The organism is Lipingzhangella rawalii, assembly GCF_031628175.1.
GTDB lineage: Bacteria > Actinomycetota > Actinomycetes > Streptosporangiales > Streptosporangiaceae > Lipingzhangella_A > Lipingzhangella_A rawalii.
Genome location: NZ_JAVLVT010000001.1, coordinates 463539 through 478414 on the forward strand (window position 1 = coordinate 463539; position 14876 = coordinate 478414).

General features: G+C 68.6%; 16 protein-coding genes. 6 read left to right on the forward strand and 10 right to left on the reverse strand.

Going from position 1 to position 14876, the window contains the following annotated elements; all coding sequences use genetic code 11:
- Positions 1–64: 64 nt before the first annotated feature.
- Together gdhA and RIF23_RS02075 are read right to left on the reverse strand one after the other, a co-directional pair.
- Positions 65–1432, reverse strand: coding sequence for an NADP-specific glutamate dehydrogenase (gene gdhA, locus RIF23_RS02070; RefSeq protein ID WP_310910593.1), 1368 nt, complete (start codon positions 1430–1432; stop codon positions 65–67).
- Between the two features lie 110 nt (positions 1433–1542).
- Positions 1543–2166: a TetR/AcrR family transcriptional regulator gene (locus RIF23_RS02075; protein ID WP_310910594.1), complete on the reverse strand. Its 624-nt coding sequence runs from the start codon at positions 2164–2166 to the stop codon at positions 1543–1545.
- A 163-nt stretch (positions 2167–2329) separates the two neighbouring features.
- Between RIF23_RS02075 and RIF23_RS02080 the strand changes: the two genes are divergently transcribed.
- On the forward strand, positions 2330–2524 hold the full coding sequence (locus RIF23_RS02080) for a hypothetical protein (RefSeq protein ID WP_310910595.1): 195 nt from the start codon (positions 2330–2332) through the stop codon (positions 2522–2524).
- A 9-nt stretch (positions 2525–2533) separates the two neighbouring features.
- Here the strand turns inward: RIF23_RS02080 and RIF23_RS02085 are convergent, their stop codons facing one another.
- Positions 2534–3787 carry an FAD-dependent oxidoreductase gene (locus RIF23_RS02085; protein ID WP_310910596.1) on the reverse strand — a complete coding sequence of 418 codons (1254 nt, stop codon included), beginning with the start codon at positions 3785–3787 and terminating at the stop codon, positions 2534–2536.
- Positions 3788–4309: 522 nt separating this feature from the next.
- On the opposite strand from RIF23_RS02085, the gene RIF23_RS02090 reads away from it, so the two are divergent.
- The gene (locus tag RIF23_RS02090; RefSeq protein WP_310910597.1) at positions 4310–5245 is read left to right on the forward strand and encodes an MBL fold metallo-hydrolase; all 936 of its coding nucleotides are present in this window, start codon (positions 4310–4312) and stop codon (positions 5243–5245) included.
- A 34-nt stretch (positions 5246–5279) separates the two neighbouring features.
- The gene (locus RIF23_RS02095; RefSeq protein ID WP_310910598.1) at positions 5280–5942 is read left to right on the forward strand and encodes a TetR/AcrR family transcriptional regulator; all 663 of its coding nucleotides are present in this window, start codon (positions 5280–5282) and stop codon (positions 5940–5942) included.
- A gap of 183 nt (positions 5943–6125) precedes the next feature.
- On the opposite strand, the gene RIF23_RS02100 is transcribed toward RIF23_RS02095, so the two are convergent.
- On the reverse strand, positions 6126–6728 hold the full coding sequence (locus RIF23_RS02100) for a DUF4287 domain-containing protein (protein ID WP_310910599.1): 603 nt from the start codon (positions 6726–6728) through the stop codon (positions 6126–6128).
- A gap of 162 nt (positions 6729–6890) precedes the next feature.
- Between RIF23_RS02100 and RIF23_RS02105 the strand changes: the two genes are divergently transcribed.
- Positions 6891–7958 carry a winged helix DNA-binding domain-containing protein gene (locus RIF23_RS02105; RefSeq protein WP_310910600.1) on the forward strand — a complete coding sequence of 356 codons (1068 nt, stop codon included), beginning with the start codon at positions 6891–6893 and terminating at the stop codon, positions 7956–7958.
- Positions 7959–8029: 71 nt separating this feature from the next.
- Here the strand turns inward: RIF23_RS02105 and RIF23_RS02110 are convergent, their stop codons facing one another.
- The 6 genes from RIF23_RS02110 to RIF23_RS02135 form a co-directional block, all read right to left on the reverse strand.
- Positions 8030–8491 carry a hypothetical protein gene (locus RIF23_RS02110; protein ID WP_310910601.1) on the reverse strand — a complete coding sequence of 154 codons (462 nt, stop codon included), beginning with the start codon at positions 8489–8491 and terminating at the stop codon, positions 8030–8032.
- Positions 8492–9017: 526 nt separating this feature from the next.
- Positions 9018–9239 (reverse strand): MmyB family transcriptional regulator, encoded by a 222-nt coding sequence (locus RIF23_RS02115; RefSeq protein ID WP_310910602.1) that lies wholly within the window; start codon positions 9237–9239, stop codon positions 9018–9020.
- A gap of 126 nt (positions 9240–9365) precedes the next feature.
- Positions 9366–9791 (reverse strand): alternative ribosome rescue aminoacyl-tRNA hydrolase ArfB, encoded by a 426-nt coding sequence (arfB, locus tag RIF23_RS02120; protein WP_310910603.1) that lies wholly within the window; start codon positions 9789–9791, stop codon positions 9366–9368.
- Positions 9792–9944: 153 nt separating this feature from the next.
- Positions 9945–11057, reverse strand: coding sequence for a calcium/sodium antiporter (locus tag RIF23_RS02125; protein WP_310910604.1), 1113 nt, complete (start codon positions 11055–11057; stop codon positions 9945–9947).
- 991 nt (positions 11058–12048) lie between these two features.
- Positions 12049–12615 (reverse strand): GNAT family N-acetyltransferase, encoded by a 567-nt coding sequence (locus RIF23_RS02130; protein WP_310910605.1) that lies wholly within the window; start codon positions 12613–12615, stop codon positions 12049–12051.
- 83 nt (positions 12616–12698) lie between these two features.
- Positions 12699–13073: a VOC family protein gene (locus tag RIF23_RS02135; protein ID WP_310911212.1), complete on the reverse strand. Its 375-nt coding sequence runs from the start codon at positions 13071–13073 to the stop codon at positions 12699–12701.
- A gap of 247 nt (positions 13074–13320) precedes the next feature.
- Here RIF23_RS02135 and RIF23_RS02140 point away from each other — a divergent pair, with 247 nt between their 5' ends.
- Both RIF23_RS02140 and RIF23_RS02145 read left to right on the forward strand, forming a co-directional pair.
- Entirely contained in the window at positions 13321–14310 is a 990-nt protein-coding gene (locus tag RIF23_RS02140) for an arsenic resistance protein (protein ID WP_310910606.1), read from the forward strand.
- 67 nt (positions 14311–14377) lie between these two features.
- Positions 14378–14827, forward strand: a complete 450-nt coding sequence (locus tag RIF23_RS02145; RefSeq protein WP_310910607.1) for a hypothetical protein — start codon at positions 14378–14380, stop codon at positions 14825–14827.
- Positions 14828–14876: the final 49 nt, after the last annotated feature.

Below are 14876 nucleotides of genomic sequence, written 5' to 3' on the forward strand. Positions count from 1 at the left end.
GCGTCACCACCCGTGCCGCACAGCGCTGTGCGGCACGGGTGGTGACGCGTGCGCGTGGCTGCGCTCAGACGAGTCCCTGGGCAAGCATGGCGTCGGCAACCCGCTCCAGACCAGCAATGTTGGCCCCAGTGACGTAGTCACCCGGGACGTCGTAGCGAGCGGCGGTCGCGGCGCAGGCGCTGTGGATGTCGCCCATGATCTCGGCCAGCCGCTGCTCGGTGTACTCGAAGCCCCAGGGCTCGCGGGTCGCGTTCTGGCGCATCTCCAGCAAACTGGTGGCAACACCCCCGGCGTTGGCGGCCTTGCCCGGGCCGAAAGCCACCCCCGCCTCCCGCAACACCCGGACCGCATCCGGGGTGGTGGGCATGTTCGCCCCCTCCGAGACGGCCCGGATCCCGTTGCCAACGAGGGTGCGTGCAGCGTCGGCGTCGATCTCGTTCTGGGTCGCCGACGGCAGCGCCACATCCCCGGGCACATCCCACACCCGGCCCCCGGGAACGTGGGTTGCCGAACTGCCGCGCCGCTGGGCATAGTCGGCGAGCCGGCCCCGCTCCACCTCTTTGACCTGCTGGAGCAGTGCGAGGTCGATGCCCTTCTCGTCCACGACGTAACCACCGGAATCCGAACAGGTGAGCACGTGGGCTCCCAGCTGCTGGGCCTTCTCGATGGCGTAGATGGCGACGTTGCCCGATCCCGACACCAGGACCTGCTGGCCGTCCAGGTCCTCACCGCGGGCGCGCAGCATCTCCGCGGCGAACAGGACATTTCCGTAGCCGGTGGCTTCCTTGCGCACCGGCGAGCCACCCCAGCCCAGCCCTTTACCGGTGAGGACGCCAGCCTCCCAACGGTTGGTGAGCCTGCGATACTGGCCAAAGAGATAGCCGATCTCGCGTTCCCCCACACCGATGTCGCCGGCCGGAACATCGGTGTGCTCGCCCAGGTGCCGGTGCAGTTCGGTCATGAACGACTGGCAGAACCGCATGATCTCCGAGGGGGAACGGCCCTTGGGGTCGAAGTCACTGCCCCCCTTGGCGCCACCGATGTTCAGCCCCGTCAGCGCATTCTTGAATACCTGCTCGAAACCCAGGAACTTGACGGTGTCGAGGTTCACGGACGGGTGGAACCGCAACCCACCCTTGTAGGGACCGAGCGCGCTGTTGAACTCGACCCGGAAACCGCGGTTGATGTGAATGGTGCCGCTGTCGTCCTGCCACGGCACCCGGAAAATGATCTGGCGTTCCGGCTCGACGATCCGTTCCACAATCCGGGACGCGGCGAGATCGGGCCGCTGCGTCAGAACCGGGGCCAGAGATTCCAGTAACTCGCGTACCGCTTGATGGAAATACGGCTCGGCCGGGTCCCGCCGTCGGATCTCGTCGAACGTCCCGATCAGCTCGGGGGGCAGTGTGGCGTGCTCGGACGTCACCGTCATCGGGTCAGGCTCCTTCACGGGTCGCGGGAACATTGGCCGGGGACCGAAGTCAACCTATGTCAGCGCGCCCGAGCCTCCGGTCATTCCCGCTCCTGGCGCATCGTCCGGCATCACGCGGAACTCTCGCCCCACGCTTCCCCCGAGCCAGCATCGGCCTCGCCACCGCAGTGCCCCGAGGTCAGGAGGGCGTGCACCATCTGGCGGGCCTGCTGGCGGTGCCCGGCCTGACTGTCGATGCCCTGGTGGGCAACGGCTCCCTCCAACAGCAGAAACACGTGCTCGGCGACAGAGTCCGCATTGTGCAGCACCGGATAGTCCGCCGCGACGAGCGCGCCGAGCCGGGCCCGCACCTGCGCCTTGTGGCGGCGGATCACAACCAGGCCCGGATGATCGGCCGGAAGCTCCGCGGCCCCGTTGAGAAAACCGCAGCCGCGCGAGACATCCAGCCACGGATGGTCGAAGTAGCAGTCGAACAGAACCAGAGCTCGGGGCACGGCGGCGCCCTCCAGGCGCTGTTCCAGGTAGTCCCACCACCGGCTATGGCGGTCCTCGAGGTATGCCACCACCAGCTCGGTTTTGGAGCCGAAGCAGTCGTAGAGCGTCTTCTTGGTGACCCCGGCGACCTCGGCGATCCCCGCCACCCCGACCGCGTTGATGCCCTGGTGGTAGAACAGGTGTGCGGCGGAGTCCAGAAGACGCCGGCCGGCTTCCGTCCGTTGCGCACGCTGAACCACACACCAACCATACCTACCGGTGGAACAGCCAGCAGGCGCCGAATGGCGCAGGCCTACCCCGAGATGTCCCCCAGTTCCCCGGCCAGGGGTGGACACCTGGACACAATGCCCGAGACTGGAAGAGAGGCCCGGAGTACGACCGGCGACACATATGGAGGTTGCGATGTCCAGCCGCGGATGGATGATTGCCGGCGGTGTGGGAGCCGGGCTGCTGCTGTTGTGGCTGCTGCCGGGATGGCTGACACTGCTTGTGGTGCTGGCCGTGGTGGGCGTGCCGATCGCGGGATACCTGATGCTGGATCCGAGCCAGAGGCGCCGGCTGGGCCGCGCCGCCGGACGGGGACGGTTGGGTCCCTGACCTCCAGGATCAGGCTGCGTGCGCCCCGGAATCGGGGCGCATGGCCGCGGCCGGTGGGTGCTCACGACGGGCCCCGTAGGCCAGCAGGTACGGCGGAATCCCGCGGAACCACGGGAGGCGGTTGGCGACCCGGAGTGGCAGCGGAAGACGCGCGGCATCGCTGGTATCAATCGTGCCGGCCAGCGCCGGACGCACCACCCGTGCATGCATAGCCCGCTGGAACCCTTGCAGAAGGACCGTTGTGGGGAGCCGCCGCCGCTGGACCGCGGCCACCGCGTCGCGGGTGACCCGGCCCTCCAACAGCGGTCCGGCAAGCTTCCGCGCCGCGGCCACGGCATCCTGGACGGCCAGGTTGATGCCGATCCCACCCACCGGTGACATGGCGTGTGCGGCGTCCCCGATGCACAGCAGTCCAGGCACGTACCAGCGGCGCATGCGGTCCAGGCGCACATCCAGCAGCTTGACCTGTGCCCAGTCATCGAGCAGCTGTCGGCCGGCGAGCCAGGGAACCAGGGTGGTCAGGAACTCGTTGAACTCGGCGAGCGGGCGTGCCCGGCGTGCGGAATCGGTCCCTTTGGCGATGATGGCGGCGGCCTGGTAGTACTCGCCACGGTCGATGAGCAGGAGAAACATACCGCTGCGCATGGTGGGCACCACCCCAGAGGGATCCTGGGGGTGGCGGGGAAGCCGGAACCACCAGACGTCCATGGGTGTGGCATAGTCCCGTACCGTCAGCTCGGCAATGGTGCGGGCGATGGATCCGCGGCCGTCACAGGCCACGGTGATCGGGGCCCGGATCTCCCCGGTGCTGCCGTCGGCAGTGCGATAGTGCACGCCGTTGACACGGCCTGCCTCCCGAATCAGAGACGTGGCCTCGGTGTTCATGCGCAGGGTGAAGGTGGGCTCCTGGGCGCCGGCCTGGGCCAGCAGAGTGAGGAAGTCCCACTGCGGCACCATCGCGATGTAGTTGTGCTTGGTGGGGAGTCTGCTGAAGTCACCGAGGGTCACCAGCTGCCCGTTCGGGCCGATCGGAAACTGCACCTGCTGTACCCGGCGTTGGGGTAGTTCGGCGAATCGGCTGCCCAGTCCCAGGTCGTCGAGCAGGGACAGGGTGGTGGGATGGACGGTGTCGCCACGGAAGTCCCGCAGGAAATCGTTGTGCTTCTCCAGAACCGTGACCTCGATGCCGCAGCGGGCCAGCAACAGGCCGAGCACCATCCCGGCTGGACCGCCACCCACGACACAGCAGCGCGTACGAACCATGGGCATCTCCGTTCGTGCCGGCGCGTTCCGAAACTCATTCCCTCGTTCCGCGTTGCGCACGCCTGGCCGAACGGACGTGTCTGGGTCATGCGCAGTGCTGGCTGGACGGATACACAGCCCCGGTAAGCGTGCCGGGGGCTACGGCCCACGGGTAACGCCCGGGGGTCAGAGCCGGGCCGGAACGCGCGGCAGGTTCCTCGCGTCGCCGGTGGGTGCGGGAACCGACACCCGGGCGCGCCGGTCTGTTGGCCAGGGTGACCGGCACGCGGGCCGAGGTCGGCACACCGAGCTGTGCGGTCGACACGATGGTGCACGGTCCCCGGCCAGCGGCGGAGCAACGGCGGCCGCAGCTGTGTGGCCACGGTGAGCGCGTCTGCACCAGGTTCGGCAACGGGGCACCAGGTACGACACCCCAATTTAATAACACGTGTTGTGTGAATGGGGGGCGTGACCTATCGTCAGGGTCGTTTCCACGAAAGTACGCACGACCACCCGGAGGCGGGGTAGGGAGGCTGAAGGGCGATGGATACGCCGACCGCGGGTTACACGGTGGTGGAGTACGGTGGGGTCAGTGCCATCGAGGGCGCGGACCGCAGCGCCTACCCCTACGGGCGGTCGTTGCTGGTGCGTGGCCGTGACTCCTCGCTGGTCGTCGACCCGTCCCTGTCACTCGCCGACGGCGGCCCGCCCGCGGACGTGGTCGCGGTGAGCCACGCCCACGAGGACCACATCGCGGGATTGCGCAGCTATGACGTCCCGGTCCATGTCCACGAGCGCGATCTCGAGGCACTGCGCTCCCGCGAGACTCTCATCGCCGGTTTCGGGCTCCCGCCCGAGGCGGCTGCGGAGGCCGAGACGGTGCTCCGGGACCAGTTTCACGTGGCCGGACGCCCTGATGCGCTCGGATTTACCGATGGCGCCGTGTTCGACCTGGGTGGGCGCACCGTGACGGCCGTCCACCTGCCCGGTCATACCGCGGGCCACAGCGGTTTCCTGATCGAGCCCGATGGCTTCTTCTTCATCGCCGATATCGACCTGACCTCGTTCGGCCCGTACTACGGCGACGTTGACAGCAGCCTCGCGGATTTCGATGCATCACTACACCGTTGCCGCGAGATCGAGGCCCGGTGGTACGGCACCGCCCACCAGAAGGGCGTGATCGACGGCCCCGCGGAGTTCCGGCGCCGGCTCGACGCCTACGCTGACGTGGTGCAGCAACGGGACGCCACACTGCTGGACTTTCTCCGTGAGCCGCGGACCCTCCGGCAGATCGCAGAACACCGGCTGGTCTACCGTGCCCATGTGCGGGGATCGCACGTGGAGCTGGTGGAGCAACGCACTGCCACTCAGCACCTGGAGAGGCTTCGGAGGGAAGGCCGGATCACCGAGGTCGAGCAGGGGCTGTTCCGTGCGGTCCCGGGACACCGGGATCCACGCACCGCCGCGCCCCCGATCTAACCCGCCCACGTGTCCGTCGCGCCCTGGGACCGCCATGACCCATCCGAATAACCGCAATCCCCCCTCCACCACCGCGGGTGCGCCGCGCGGCCGCCCGGCCGGGGACCACACTGCCAAACGGGTCGAGCTGCTCCGCGCGGCCACATCGGTGATCGCGGAGAACGGCTACGCCAACGCGTCCCTACGCGCCGTGGCCCAGAAGGCCGGATGCACAACCGGGGCGGTCACCTACTACTTCGCCAGTAGGCAGGAGCTGGTCATCGCCGTGGCCGAGCACCATTTCGACTCCTTCGACGCGATGCTTGCCGACGTGCGCGACCAGACCGATATCCGGACACTTGTCGAGCGGTGGCTGTCCCACACCACCGACGACCCCGAATTCTGGCCGGTGATGTCCCAGCTGCTGGTCCACGCGCGCTACGCCCCGACCCTCGCCCGCGTCATCGAGCGGCGCTACACACACTTCCGGACCGTCTACACCGAGCTCCTCGCAACGGGGCAGGAGCAGGGCACCGTACGCGACGACATTCCCGCCGACCTGCTGGCTGACCAACTCGCGGCAATGGGTGACGGCTGGATGATTATGGCGCCGTTCGAGCCCGCTCGGTTCAGCCCATCTCGCATCCGCGCCCTCGTCGAGGCAGCCCTCACCCTGATCACCCCACCGCCCTGCCCAGCTCACGGTCCCCAGCCGTGACCCGACAACCATCCGGACCCGCGCCTGCGGAAGGACCGCCGCCCCCGACGCACCGGTGTGGCCGGGACAGACAGCCAGGGCCACGTCGTGGCGAGGGGGCGCAGGTGCTCCCACTCGGTCGCGCCAGGGAGTACGGGAGCAACGTTCGGGACGCACCGGGCGATGCCGACACCACGGGGCCGGTTAGGGGTCCATCAGCTCGCTGAGTACGGCCAACCGTTCGCGCCAGCGCGTTTTACTGTGCGCGGCAGCCGCAGCGTCAGCCAGCCGTTCCTGTTCGACCGACACCTGGCAGCGGGACGGCCCCTTGGCGGTGATCCCCACCACCAACCGGCTGCTGTCCTCGACCACATCGGCGCGGAAGTTGCGCGGGGCAGACTCCCGACGCACCGACAGAGACACGTCAGGCAGCCACCGCTGACGCAGCTGCGGATCGGCGAATGCAGCGAAAGCCAGCTCGGCAGGAACGTTCAGGGTGCGCGACGCTGTGGCCGAGAAGGTCCCGTCCCTGCGCTGTCCGGGAGCCCGAATCCCGCGGTCCTGCTCGTAGGCCACCGTGAGGGTCTGGGCCCACCAGCCGGGGACCTGGTGGTGTTCGGTGAGCCACCGTGCGATCTCGGCATGGCTCCGGGACAGCGCCCCCCACGCGTCCAGAAGCGCGAACCATTCCTCGCGGGGCCGCCCCGTGGTGCGTCGTATGGTCTCCGCGGAGTACCGCACCGCACCGACCTCGCTGGTGGGAGGGCCGTCGTCCGGCGGGGACGGGTCCGGGGAATTCGTCGACATGTGCTGCTGGCCCCTTTCGCTGTGCATGGTCAGCGCCCGATCCGGGGCGTATCACTGCGTCACCCGGATATGTTCCCTGGACCGGTCCCCATATCCGGATCCGTGCCCGAGGCGATGGCCGGGCCAGCCCCCAAGGTCACCCGTGCGCGATAGCCTGCCCGCATGAGCGATCTGCGAGAGCTCGCCCGGTTGCGGTGCGTCGCCCAGCTGCTGGCCGGGCAGCGAGCAGAGACACCGGCAGCCGCAGTGGCCTGGCTTACCGCGGCCCAGGGTCAGGACTATGCCGGTGCGCTCACCTCGATCGCCCTGCGTACCCGCACCGGAACTCGAGCTGCGGTCGAGCAGGCCCTGGACGCAGGCGAGATCGTGCGCTCCTGGCCCATGCGCGGCACCCTGCATCTGGTGTGCGCGGCCGACCTGGGGTGGATGCTGGAGGTACTGACCCCACGCGTCCTGGCGGCCAGCGCACGACGCCGTTCCCAGCTGGGGGTGGACGAGTCCACCATTGAGCGGGCCCGGACGATCGCGGTCACCGAGCTGGCCGCGCACGGCCGGCTCTCCCGCAGTCAGCTGCTGGCCCGGTGGGAAGAGGCAGGAATCGCCACCGCCGGCGGTCGGGGCTACCACTTGATCACCTATTTGAGTATGACCGGACTCCTGTGCTTTGGTCCGACCCGCGACGGGGAGCAACAGCTCGTCCTCGTCGCGGAGTGGATTCCCCAGCCGCGCACCGTGGAGCGGGAGGAGGCCCTGGGGGAGCTCGCGTTGCGTTACTTCCGCAGTCACGGCCCGGCCACCTTCCAGGACTTCGCCCGCTGGGCGCAGCTCACCGCGACCGACGCCCGAACCGGCGTGGCGCGGGTCGACGGCGAGCTGACCCGCCTGTACGTGCACGACACCGAGTACCTCCTCGATCCGGCCATACCGCAGCGGCTGGAGCAGTGCCGAGGCGAGATCGACGACGTGCTGCTACTTCCCGGATTCGACGAGTTCGTGTTGGGTTATGCCAACCGTGCGGCCGTGCTCCCCTCCGCGTTCGCGGACCGAATCGTTCCCGGCGGCAACGGGGTATTCCGGCCGACCGTGGTCCGCGACGGTCAGATCGTGGGGACGTGGCGCCATGTCGGCACGGCCTCGGCCCGCAGAATCGAAGCCACCGCGTTCACCGAGTTCGCGACGCAGGACCAGGCCCGAATCGCCGAGGTGTATGCGGCCCTGCCGCACCAGTAGGCCCCAGGGAGTGTGGTCCGCCGGGGCGGGCGGTGTGGCAGGGCGCGAGCGTCTGCGCTGACGGCGCCGACTCAGTCGTCGTGGTCCACCTCGACCTGCGGGGTGTCGTCCACACAGGTCACGTCATACTCGTAGGATTCGGTGTCGCTTTCGAATTCGATCTCGGCGTCATCCTCGGGTCCCGCGTCCACATCGTCGACGTGGAAGTCCTCGTCTGGAACCCACCAGACCAGTTCGGCCAGACCGTCGGCGCATCGGGCGAGGAACGTGCCGCCGCCCTGCTCCACCAACTCTTCGGTGTCGGTCACGTCGACGTCGTCGGGGACGCTGGACAGCTCGCCCCGGGCCTCCTCCTCGGCTTCGATCTCGCCGTTGGCTTCCTGGTCTTCTTCCTCAGCCGGGGCATCCGGAGTCTCTTCCTCGGCCGGGTCGTCATCGGTGAGGTCGTCGCAGGCCGGCAGCAGGAACATCGCCGTTGCCGCGGCAAGTGTCAGGGTGAGTGTGCGCGGGCTGGGCGCCGGTGCGTGGGGCATGGTCGCGAACCTCCGTGTTTCCCATCCTCGGCTATGACTCTGTGTGTTCGTTCCGCTCCAGGATTGTGTGAAGGGTCGCGCCGCTCCACCTGACACGCGGCTGACCGGAAAGGTTCCGGTTCCCCTGCACGGGGTGGTCCGGTGTGTTCGGCCGCCTCGGCCACCCGCGGTGCCTGGTGCTGCGGGTGGCCGGAATCGTCGTCGCAGCCAGGCCGCACGTTCTGTGCGGGATGGGGGCGGGGACGCTGGTGCGGGGATCATGTCGACAGTCCGGTCTCCACGACGGTCACGGCCGGGTGGTGGAGCCGTCCCGGCGGCGGGGCACCGAACAGCCGACACGCGCCGGCACCCGGGGGACGACTACGTGTGCGGGCCGAACATGTGACCGGACGCCCGACCGAGCCGGTCTCCTCCTCTCGGGGGAGGTCCGCGGGACCGTCGTGGTGAGGGCGCGGGTTCCGCGTCGACACCGGTCACCGACCACCCGACGACCTCATCGCTGGGGGTCAGGGCGCCGTTCGTGGGGCTAGTCCGTCGTTTCGGTAAAGGTGTGCTGCCGGGTCGTCCAGGAGGCGAGGATGCGCAGCCGCTCGTGGCTGGGGCTGTCGGCCTCGGCGGTCCAGGTGATGAGCTGCTGGTCCGGGTCGGTTGCACAGGTCGGCGTGTCCCAGTCGAGAGTGAGCTCGCCGACGACGGGATGGTGCATTGTTTTGGTGCCGATGCGCTGACCGGCGAGGTGGTGGGCCACGGCTATCCCGGAGTGTCTGCCACAGTGCACCCTGCCATGTTCGCCAGACCGTCCGGTGCGTCGACGCGATCGGATAGCACGACACGCAGCGGACCGCGCGTGCCCGTGCCGGCGGACCCGTGTCCGTTACTCCGGGCGGGGCGGACGTCGGTTCCGTTTGATGTCGGCGCGGGTGCGCTTGTCGTGCAGCCTTCGTTGGCGCGCTCCCCGGGATGGGCGGCTGCGGCGCCGCGGTGTGGGTATCGCCAACGCCGCCGCCACCCTGGTCCGGAGCCGCTGGAGGACGTCCTGGCGATTGCGGTGCTGGGATCGGTGCCGCGATCCCTGGATGCGAAGTATCCCCTCCGTGGTCAGTTGGGACGACAACCGTTCGAGGAGACGCCGGCGCTGGTCTGGAGTGAGAGCTGCCGACTCGGCAATATTCCAGCGCAGCTCCACTTTGGACGAGGTCGTATTCACATGCTGCCCGCCTGGCCCACCGGAGCGCGCCGTGCGCCACTCCAGCTCGGCGTCGTTCAGAACAACTCCGTGCGCCAGGTAAATCCTGGTCATCAAACCCTCCCGGGGCCAGTCATGGGGGAGCCGAATCGTGGTGCACCCGCCCCCAGTGTGAACTTCCAGCACAATCGGCCCACCAGGACCAGGGAGGTGTGTACGGCCACCGTCGACGTCCCCGCGCCGAATGCCCAGACGTGCTGGTGCTCATCACCGGTGCTGGGGAGTAGGGGCCGCACGCTGTCGGCGGCGACGCAGCTCGTGCGTGAGGTGCATCAGCAGTCCCAGGCCGATGATGGGGATGACGAATCCCAGCATTGCCACACTGAAGGGCTCCACCGCGTCGTTGCTGGTCGCCTGCAACACCAGGTAGGCGAGGTAGGCGGCGTAGCAGGCGAGGAGGAGTGCCCCCTCCCAGCGGACCACGGCCATCCCGGTGATGGCCAAGGGCAGGAGCATCACGGCGACGGCGAGCATGACCGGTAGGTCGAAATGCAGGGCTGAGACCGGGACGGACACCCCTTCGGGGCTGATGAGCGCCGTCAGACCAAGGACCGTCCCAATGTTGAAGGCGTTGCTGCCCACGATGTTGCCCACCGCGATGTCACGTTCCCCACGCGCCACCGCGACCAGGCTGGCCACCAGCTCCGGCAGCGACGTGCCGATGGCCACCACGGTTAACCCGACGACCAGGTCGCTGACCCCAAGCGCGGTGGCGATGTCGCTCGCCGCATCCACCAGTAGGCGTGCCCCGGCCACGAGCATGACCGCCCCCAGGATCACCAGCAGCAGGTCGACCATCGCCCGGCGTACCCGCGAGGTGGAAGGTGGCGCCGCACCGGTGCCACTGTCCGAATCGATACGTACGCCCTGTCGGCGGGCCATGACCACGGTCGTGGTGACGTAGGCGAGCAGGGCGGCGAACAGGAGGGCACCGTCGGTGCGGCTGAGTGTTCCGTCCAGTGCGAGGAGCAGCACCGCCACGGACAGCACCACCATCACCGGGATGTCGGCGCGGATGATCTGGGATTTGACCTGGAGCGGCACCACCAGCGCACACAGGCCGAGCACCAGCAGAATATTCGCAATGTTGCTGCCGACAACGTTGCCGATGGCCAGCCCCGGATAGCCGCTCAGTGTCGCCCCGGTCGTCACTGCCAGTTCGGGGGCCGAGGTGGCAAAGGAGACCACGGTCAGCCCCACAACCAGCGCCGACATCCCGATGGTGCGGGCCAGGGAGCTGGCACCACGGACCAGCGACTCTCCTCCGGCGATGAGCAGCCCCAGCCCTGCCAACAGGGCGAGAATCGTGAGCCAGCTCACCGGTCCGCCACGGCGTCAGCGCCGCCCCGTACTCCATCGCTGCTGCGGTGTGGATTCGATGTGGTGTGTCTGGACACTGGGCTCCCTTCCTCGCCAGCCAGGGAGCCTAGTAGGTCCCCCAGGGTGCTGTCCCTGCGGGCACGCATCATCCGCATCATCGCCGACCAGCGGATCCGGCGTCACGCCATGCCCAGGTGGTGCGCTGTGCTGTGGGGCACAGGTGCTGGTGGCGAGGTGTGTGCCACGCGGTGCCGCTCCGGCGACCCGGCGTGCCCGCAGTGGGGAGTCGGTCATCCCACGGTGTTCGCGGTCGCCCACCTCGTTGGGGGCCTCACGAGTGGCAGGACGTGCCCGTCATCGTTCTCGTGTGTAGCGATTTCGGGGATTGGTCCGCGTGGTTCTCCATGGATTCTCGTCGGCGTTGGCCCGTGACGGACCGGACCATACGGTCCAGGCGCCGCACCGGTCGCTCAGGTCACGGCCCTCCCGCCAGCTCCGCCGCTGGAGTTGCGGCCGGGTCATGTGTTCGGTCGATGTGACCGGCCGTCCTCCCCAGACCGGGCAGGGGGTCGCGGGCCGGGGGCCAGGGGCCGACCGGAGCCCCGAGGCGTTACCGCGCCTCAGACGCGAGCGCGCAGTGCGTGGTCCGGGCCGGTGCCCCTGCGGGCTGACATGGCTCGTCCCCCGCAGGCGGCGATGGGCGGTGCTCCACTGGTGGCTGCCCCCATGCCGACCTCATGAATACGTAGCGTTTGAAACGTTATGTAATAACGTTATATACGTATTGCGAGACTCGAGATGCACCCGCGCCGGTCGAATCCTGGGGTCCGATAAGTGGGCCTTATCGGACGTCAGGACAGGCCAGGAGTCCGAGGTGGCAGGGATTCCGTGCGTGGGGGTGCAACGAAACCCAGGGATAACGAGAAAGTCACGGAGAATGCCCCCCCGGTAGGGGGTACGGCGAGGAAACGAGCCGTAGCGCCGCGGGCCCCTATCGGGAAGGCAGCTCCCTTGCCAGCTCCTCGAACTCCAGGTCGCCGCGCTTGGGGATCCCGAGGCGGGTGTCACCGTAGGGAAACGGCTGACGCCTACCCGTACGGCGGTAGCCACGCCGTTCGTACCAGGAAATGAGGTCATCCCGCTGCCGAAGCACGGTCATCACCATCCGAGTGCAGCCCCATTTCTGGACCACCCGCCGCTCTGCCTCGGCGAGCATCTGGCGACCGAGACCGTGTCCCTGCATCCCGGGCGACACGCAGAACATACCGAAATAGGCCGTGTCATCACTCAGCTGGCGCAGCTCGCAGCAGGACCGCAGCGCGCCGGCCTGCTCGGCGAGCAGCAGCACCGTGTCCGGTCGCTGGAGGAGTTCCACGATGCTGTCACAATCGACGCGTTGCCCACCGAGAAGATCCGCCTCGGTGGTCCAGCCCCGACGCGACGTCTCCCCCCGGTAGGCACTGTTGACCAGAGTGACCAGGGCAGCCGCATCGGCTGCCCCCGCCAGACGATAGGCGCCATCGCCCGCCCCCGGACGGGACTTCCGAGTATCGACCATCCTTGGCCTCCGAGCACCCAGCCGAGGACGCGGGGCCCCTGCACCCTGCGGGATGCGTGGTCCGCAGCGTCCGAAGAGTTCCGTCAGATCGGGGCGATGCGCGCCTTGAGTAGGCAGAACTCATTGCCTTCGGGATCGGCGAGGACGTGCCAGGGCTCCAGCCCGGTCTGACCGATATCGACACGGTGGGCCCCCGCAGCCAGGAGACGTTCCAACTCGGCCTGCTGATCCTGGTCGGTGGCGCTGACGTCGATATGGAGCCGGAGCGTGCCGTTCTGCCCATCGGTGCGACTGAGAACCATTGTCGGTTGTGGACCGCCGAAGCCGGAACGTGGCCCGATCTCGATGTCCTCATCGTCCCGATCGAGCACGACAAAATCCAGGACCTCGCACCAGAACTTCGCCAACCTTTCCGGGTCGCGGCATCCAAGCACGAGCTCACTGATCCGGCAGGCCATGGACACACCCTACTCTCCATCGAGGCTCGGGGGCCGCACGCGCAGCGCGTTGCTAACCCGAGGCGCACCTGCCGCGACCGTACTAGGCCCAGCGGGTACCGCGGAACGAATTCTTCCGACGCAGCGCCGGCCTCGGGCCACTGCTCCACCACCCATCTGCCGGGCCTGCGATCCTGGTCGCAGGCCCGGCAGATGGGCGGTGGCAGGTCCCGGGGAGGCGAGCCACCAGCACGATAGGAGGTCCAGGGTGTCTCTGGTCGAGCGATTCCAGAGCCTACTCGTGGCCGCAGCCGCGGCGGTCGGTCTCGCTGCGGGGCTCGTCTGGCCCACAGCGCAGGGTGCACAGCACGTGGTCCTGCCCATCCTGCTCGTCATGCTCACGGCCGTGTTCGTCCAACTGGAGGCGGGCCACATCCGTGAGGTGCGCCAGGCGCGTTCCCTCGTAGCCGCCAGCCTCCTGCTCAACTTCGCCCTCACCCCGCTGCTGGCCTGGAGTCTTGGTGTGGGGATGCTGGCAGATCACCCCGACCTGCGCATCGGGCTGCTGTTGTTGCTGGTGACGCCCTGCACCGACTGGTACCTGGTGTTCACCGCGCTGGCCAGGGGCCACACCGCCATCGCCGCGGCACTGCTGCCGCTCAACCTGGGCCTACAGCTGGTGCTGCTTCCGCTGTACGTGCTGCTGCTGGGGGGCGAGGCCGCCATGGTGGATGGTGCGACGCTGCTGCGCTCGGTGCTGCTGGTGCTGGTGCTGCCCCTCGCTGTCGCCCTGGTGCTGCGGTGGCTGGCCTGCCGCTGGGGCGGGGACGCCTGGCGAGCTCAGGTACTGTCCCCGGCCGCGGGTCGAGTGGTCATTCCGCTGCTGTGCCTGGCTGTTCTGGCCATGTTCGCCGGACAGGCCCACGTTGTCGCGGTCCACGCCACCGAGATCCTCCTGTTGCTCGTACCACTGGCGGTGTTCTTCGTGGCCGCACCACTCGCGGCCAGCGCAACCGCAGCATCCCTACGACTGCCCGCGGACCACCGCGCCACCCTGACCATGACCGTCACCGCCCGAAACTCACCCGTCGCCCTGGCCATCGCGGTATCCGCCTTTCCGGATCGCCCCCTCATCGCGGTGGCACTGGTGGTGGGGCCATTGGTGGAACTGCCCGTGCTCACGTTCTTGAGCCAACTGGTGCGGGCGCCGACACGGGCATCGACGTCACCGCCACACGGTCCCCCAGACTCCCGGTAGCGACCGGACGGGGCCGCCAGGTCGAGGCCCATCGAGATGGCGGCCCTGACTGGGGCACAATGCCGGAATGGAGATTGTCGCCACCCTGGTGCGGACGGTGCATGTCCTCGTGGCCGCGCTGTGGCTGGGGGCCATGACCTACAGCCTGCTCGTAATCCAGCCACGGCTGCGCACACTCACCGGCGCGGACCCGCAGCGCCTGGAGGAAGCCCAACGCGTACTCGCTCAGGGCAATCGCTGGCCGGTGGCCGCACTGATTACCGCGTTGTGGGCCAGCGGCCTGGCACTACTGATCGTTCCGGGCGCCGCGGCATCCATCGGCTGGGTCGTGGCGGTGAAGGTCGGGCTACTGGCGGGCGCGAGCGTGCTGTTCTGGTGGGTGTCCTGGCGGGGATGGCCGCGCCGGGTATTCGCACATCCCGAGGAACTGCCCGCGCTCCAACGTCGGTTCGGTCGTGTTGCGGTCGCAATGGCCACCCTGGTTGGAATCGCCTTCGTCCTGGCGGTCGTGGCCTGAGGCCACCCGGGCATATCGGCGTTCCCCAGGACGCTGTGCCGCGTGGAAG

What these genes read in the sequence shown, in the direction of transcription:
- RIF23_RS02145 (WP_310910607.1), top strand. Translation starts at nt 14,378, where the DNA reads ATGGAGATTGTCGCCACCCTGGTGCGGACGGTGCATGTCCTCGTGGCC.
- RIF23_RS02105 (WP_310910600.1), top strand. Translation starts at nt 6,891, where the DNA reads ATGAGCGATCTGCGAGAGCTCGCCCGGTTGCGGTGCGTCGCCCAGCTG.
- RIF23_RS02130 (WP_310910605.1), bottom strand. Translation starts at nt 12,615, where the DNA reads ATGGTCGATACTCGGAAGTCCCGTCCGGGGGCGGGCGATGGCGCCTAT.
- RIF23_RS02135 (WP_310911212.1), bottom strand. Translation starts at nt 13,073, where the DNA reads ATGGCCTGCCGGATCAGTGAGCTCGTGCTTGGATGCCGCGACCCGGAA.
- arfB (WP_310910603.1), bottom strand. Translation starts at nt 9,791, where the DNA reads ATGACCAGGATTTACCTGGCGCACGGAGTTGTTCTGAACGACGCCGAG.
- RIF23_RS02080 (WP_310910595.1), top strand. Translation starts at nt 2,330, where the DNA reads ATGTCCAGCCGCGGATGGATGATTGCCGGCGGTGTGGGAGCCGGGCTG.
- RIF23_RS02100 (WP_310910599.1), bottom strand. Translation starts at nt 6,728, where the DNA reads ATGTCGACGAATTCCCCGGACCCGTCCCCGCCGGACGACGGCCCTCCC.
- RIF23_RS02110 (WP_310910601.1), bottom strand. Translation starts at nt 8,491, where the DNA reads ATGCCCCACGCACCGGCGCCCAGCCCGCGCACACTCACCCTGACACTT.
- RIF23_RS02090 (WP_310910597.1), top strand. Translation starts at nt 4,310, where the DNA reads ATGGATACGCCGACCGCGGGTTACACGGTGGTGGAGTACGGTGGGGTC.
- RIF23_RS02085 (WP_310910596.1), bottom strand. Translation starts at nt 3,787, where the DNA reads ATGGTTCGTACGCGCTGCTGTGTCGTGGGTGGCGGTCCAGCCGGGATG.
- gdhA (WP_310910593.1), bottom strand. Translation starts at nt 1,432, where the DNA reads ATGACGGTGACGTCCGAGCACGCCACACTGCCCCCCGAGCTGATCGGG.
- RIF23_RS02095 (WP_310910598.1), top strand. Translation starts at nt 5,280, where the DNA reads ATGACCCATCCGAATAACCGCAATCCCCCCTCCACCACCGCGGGTGCG.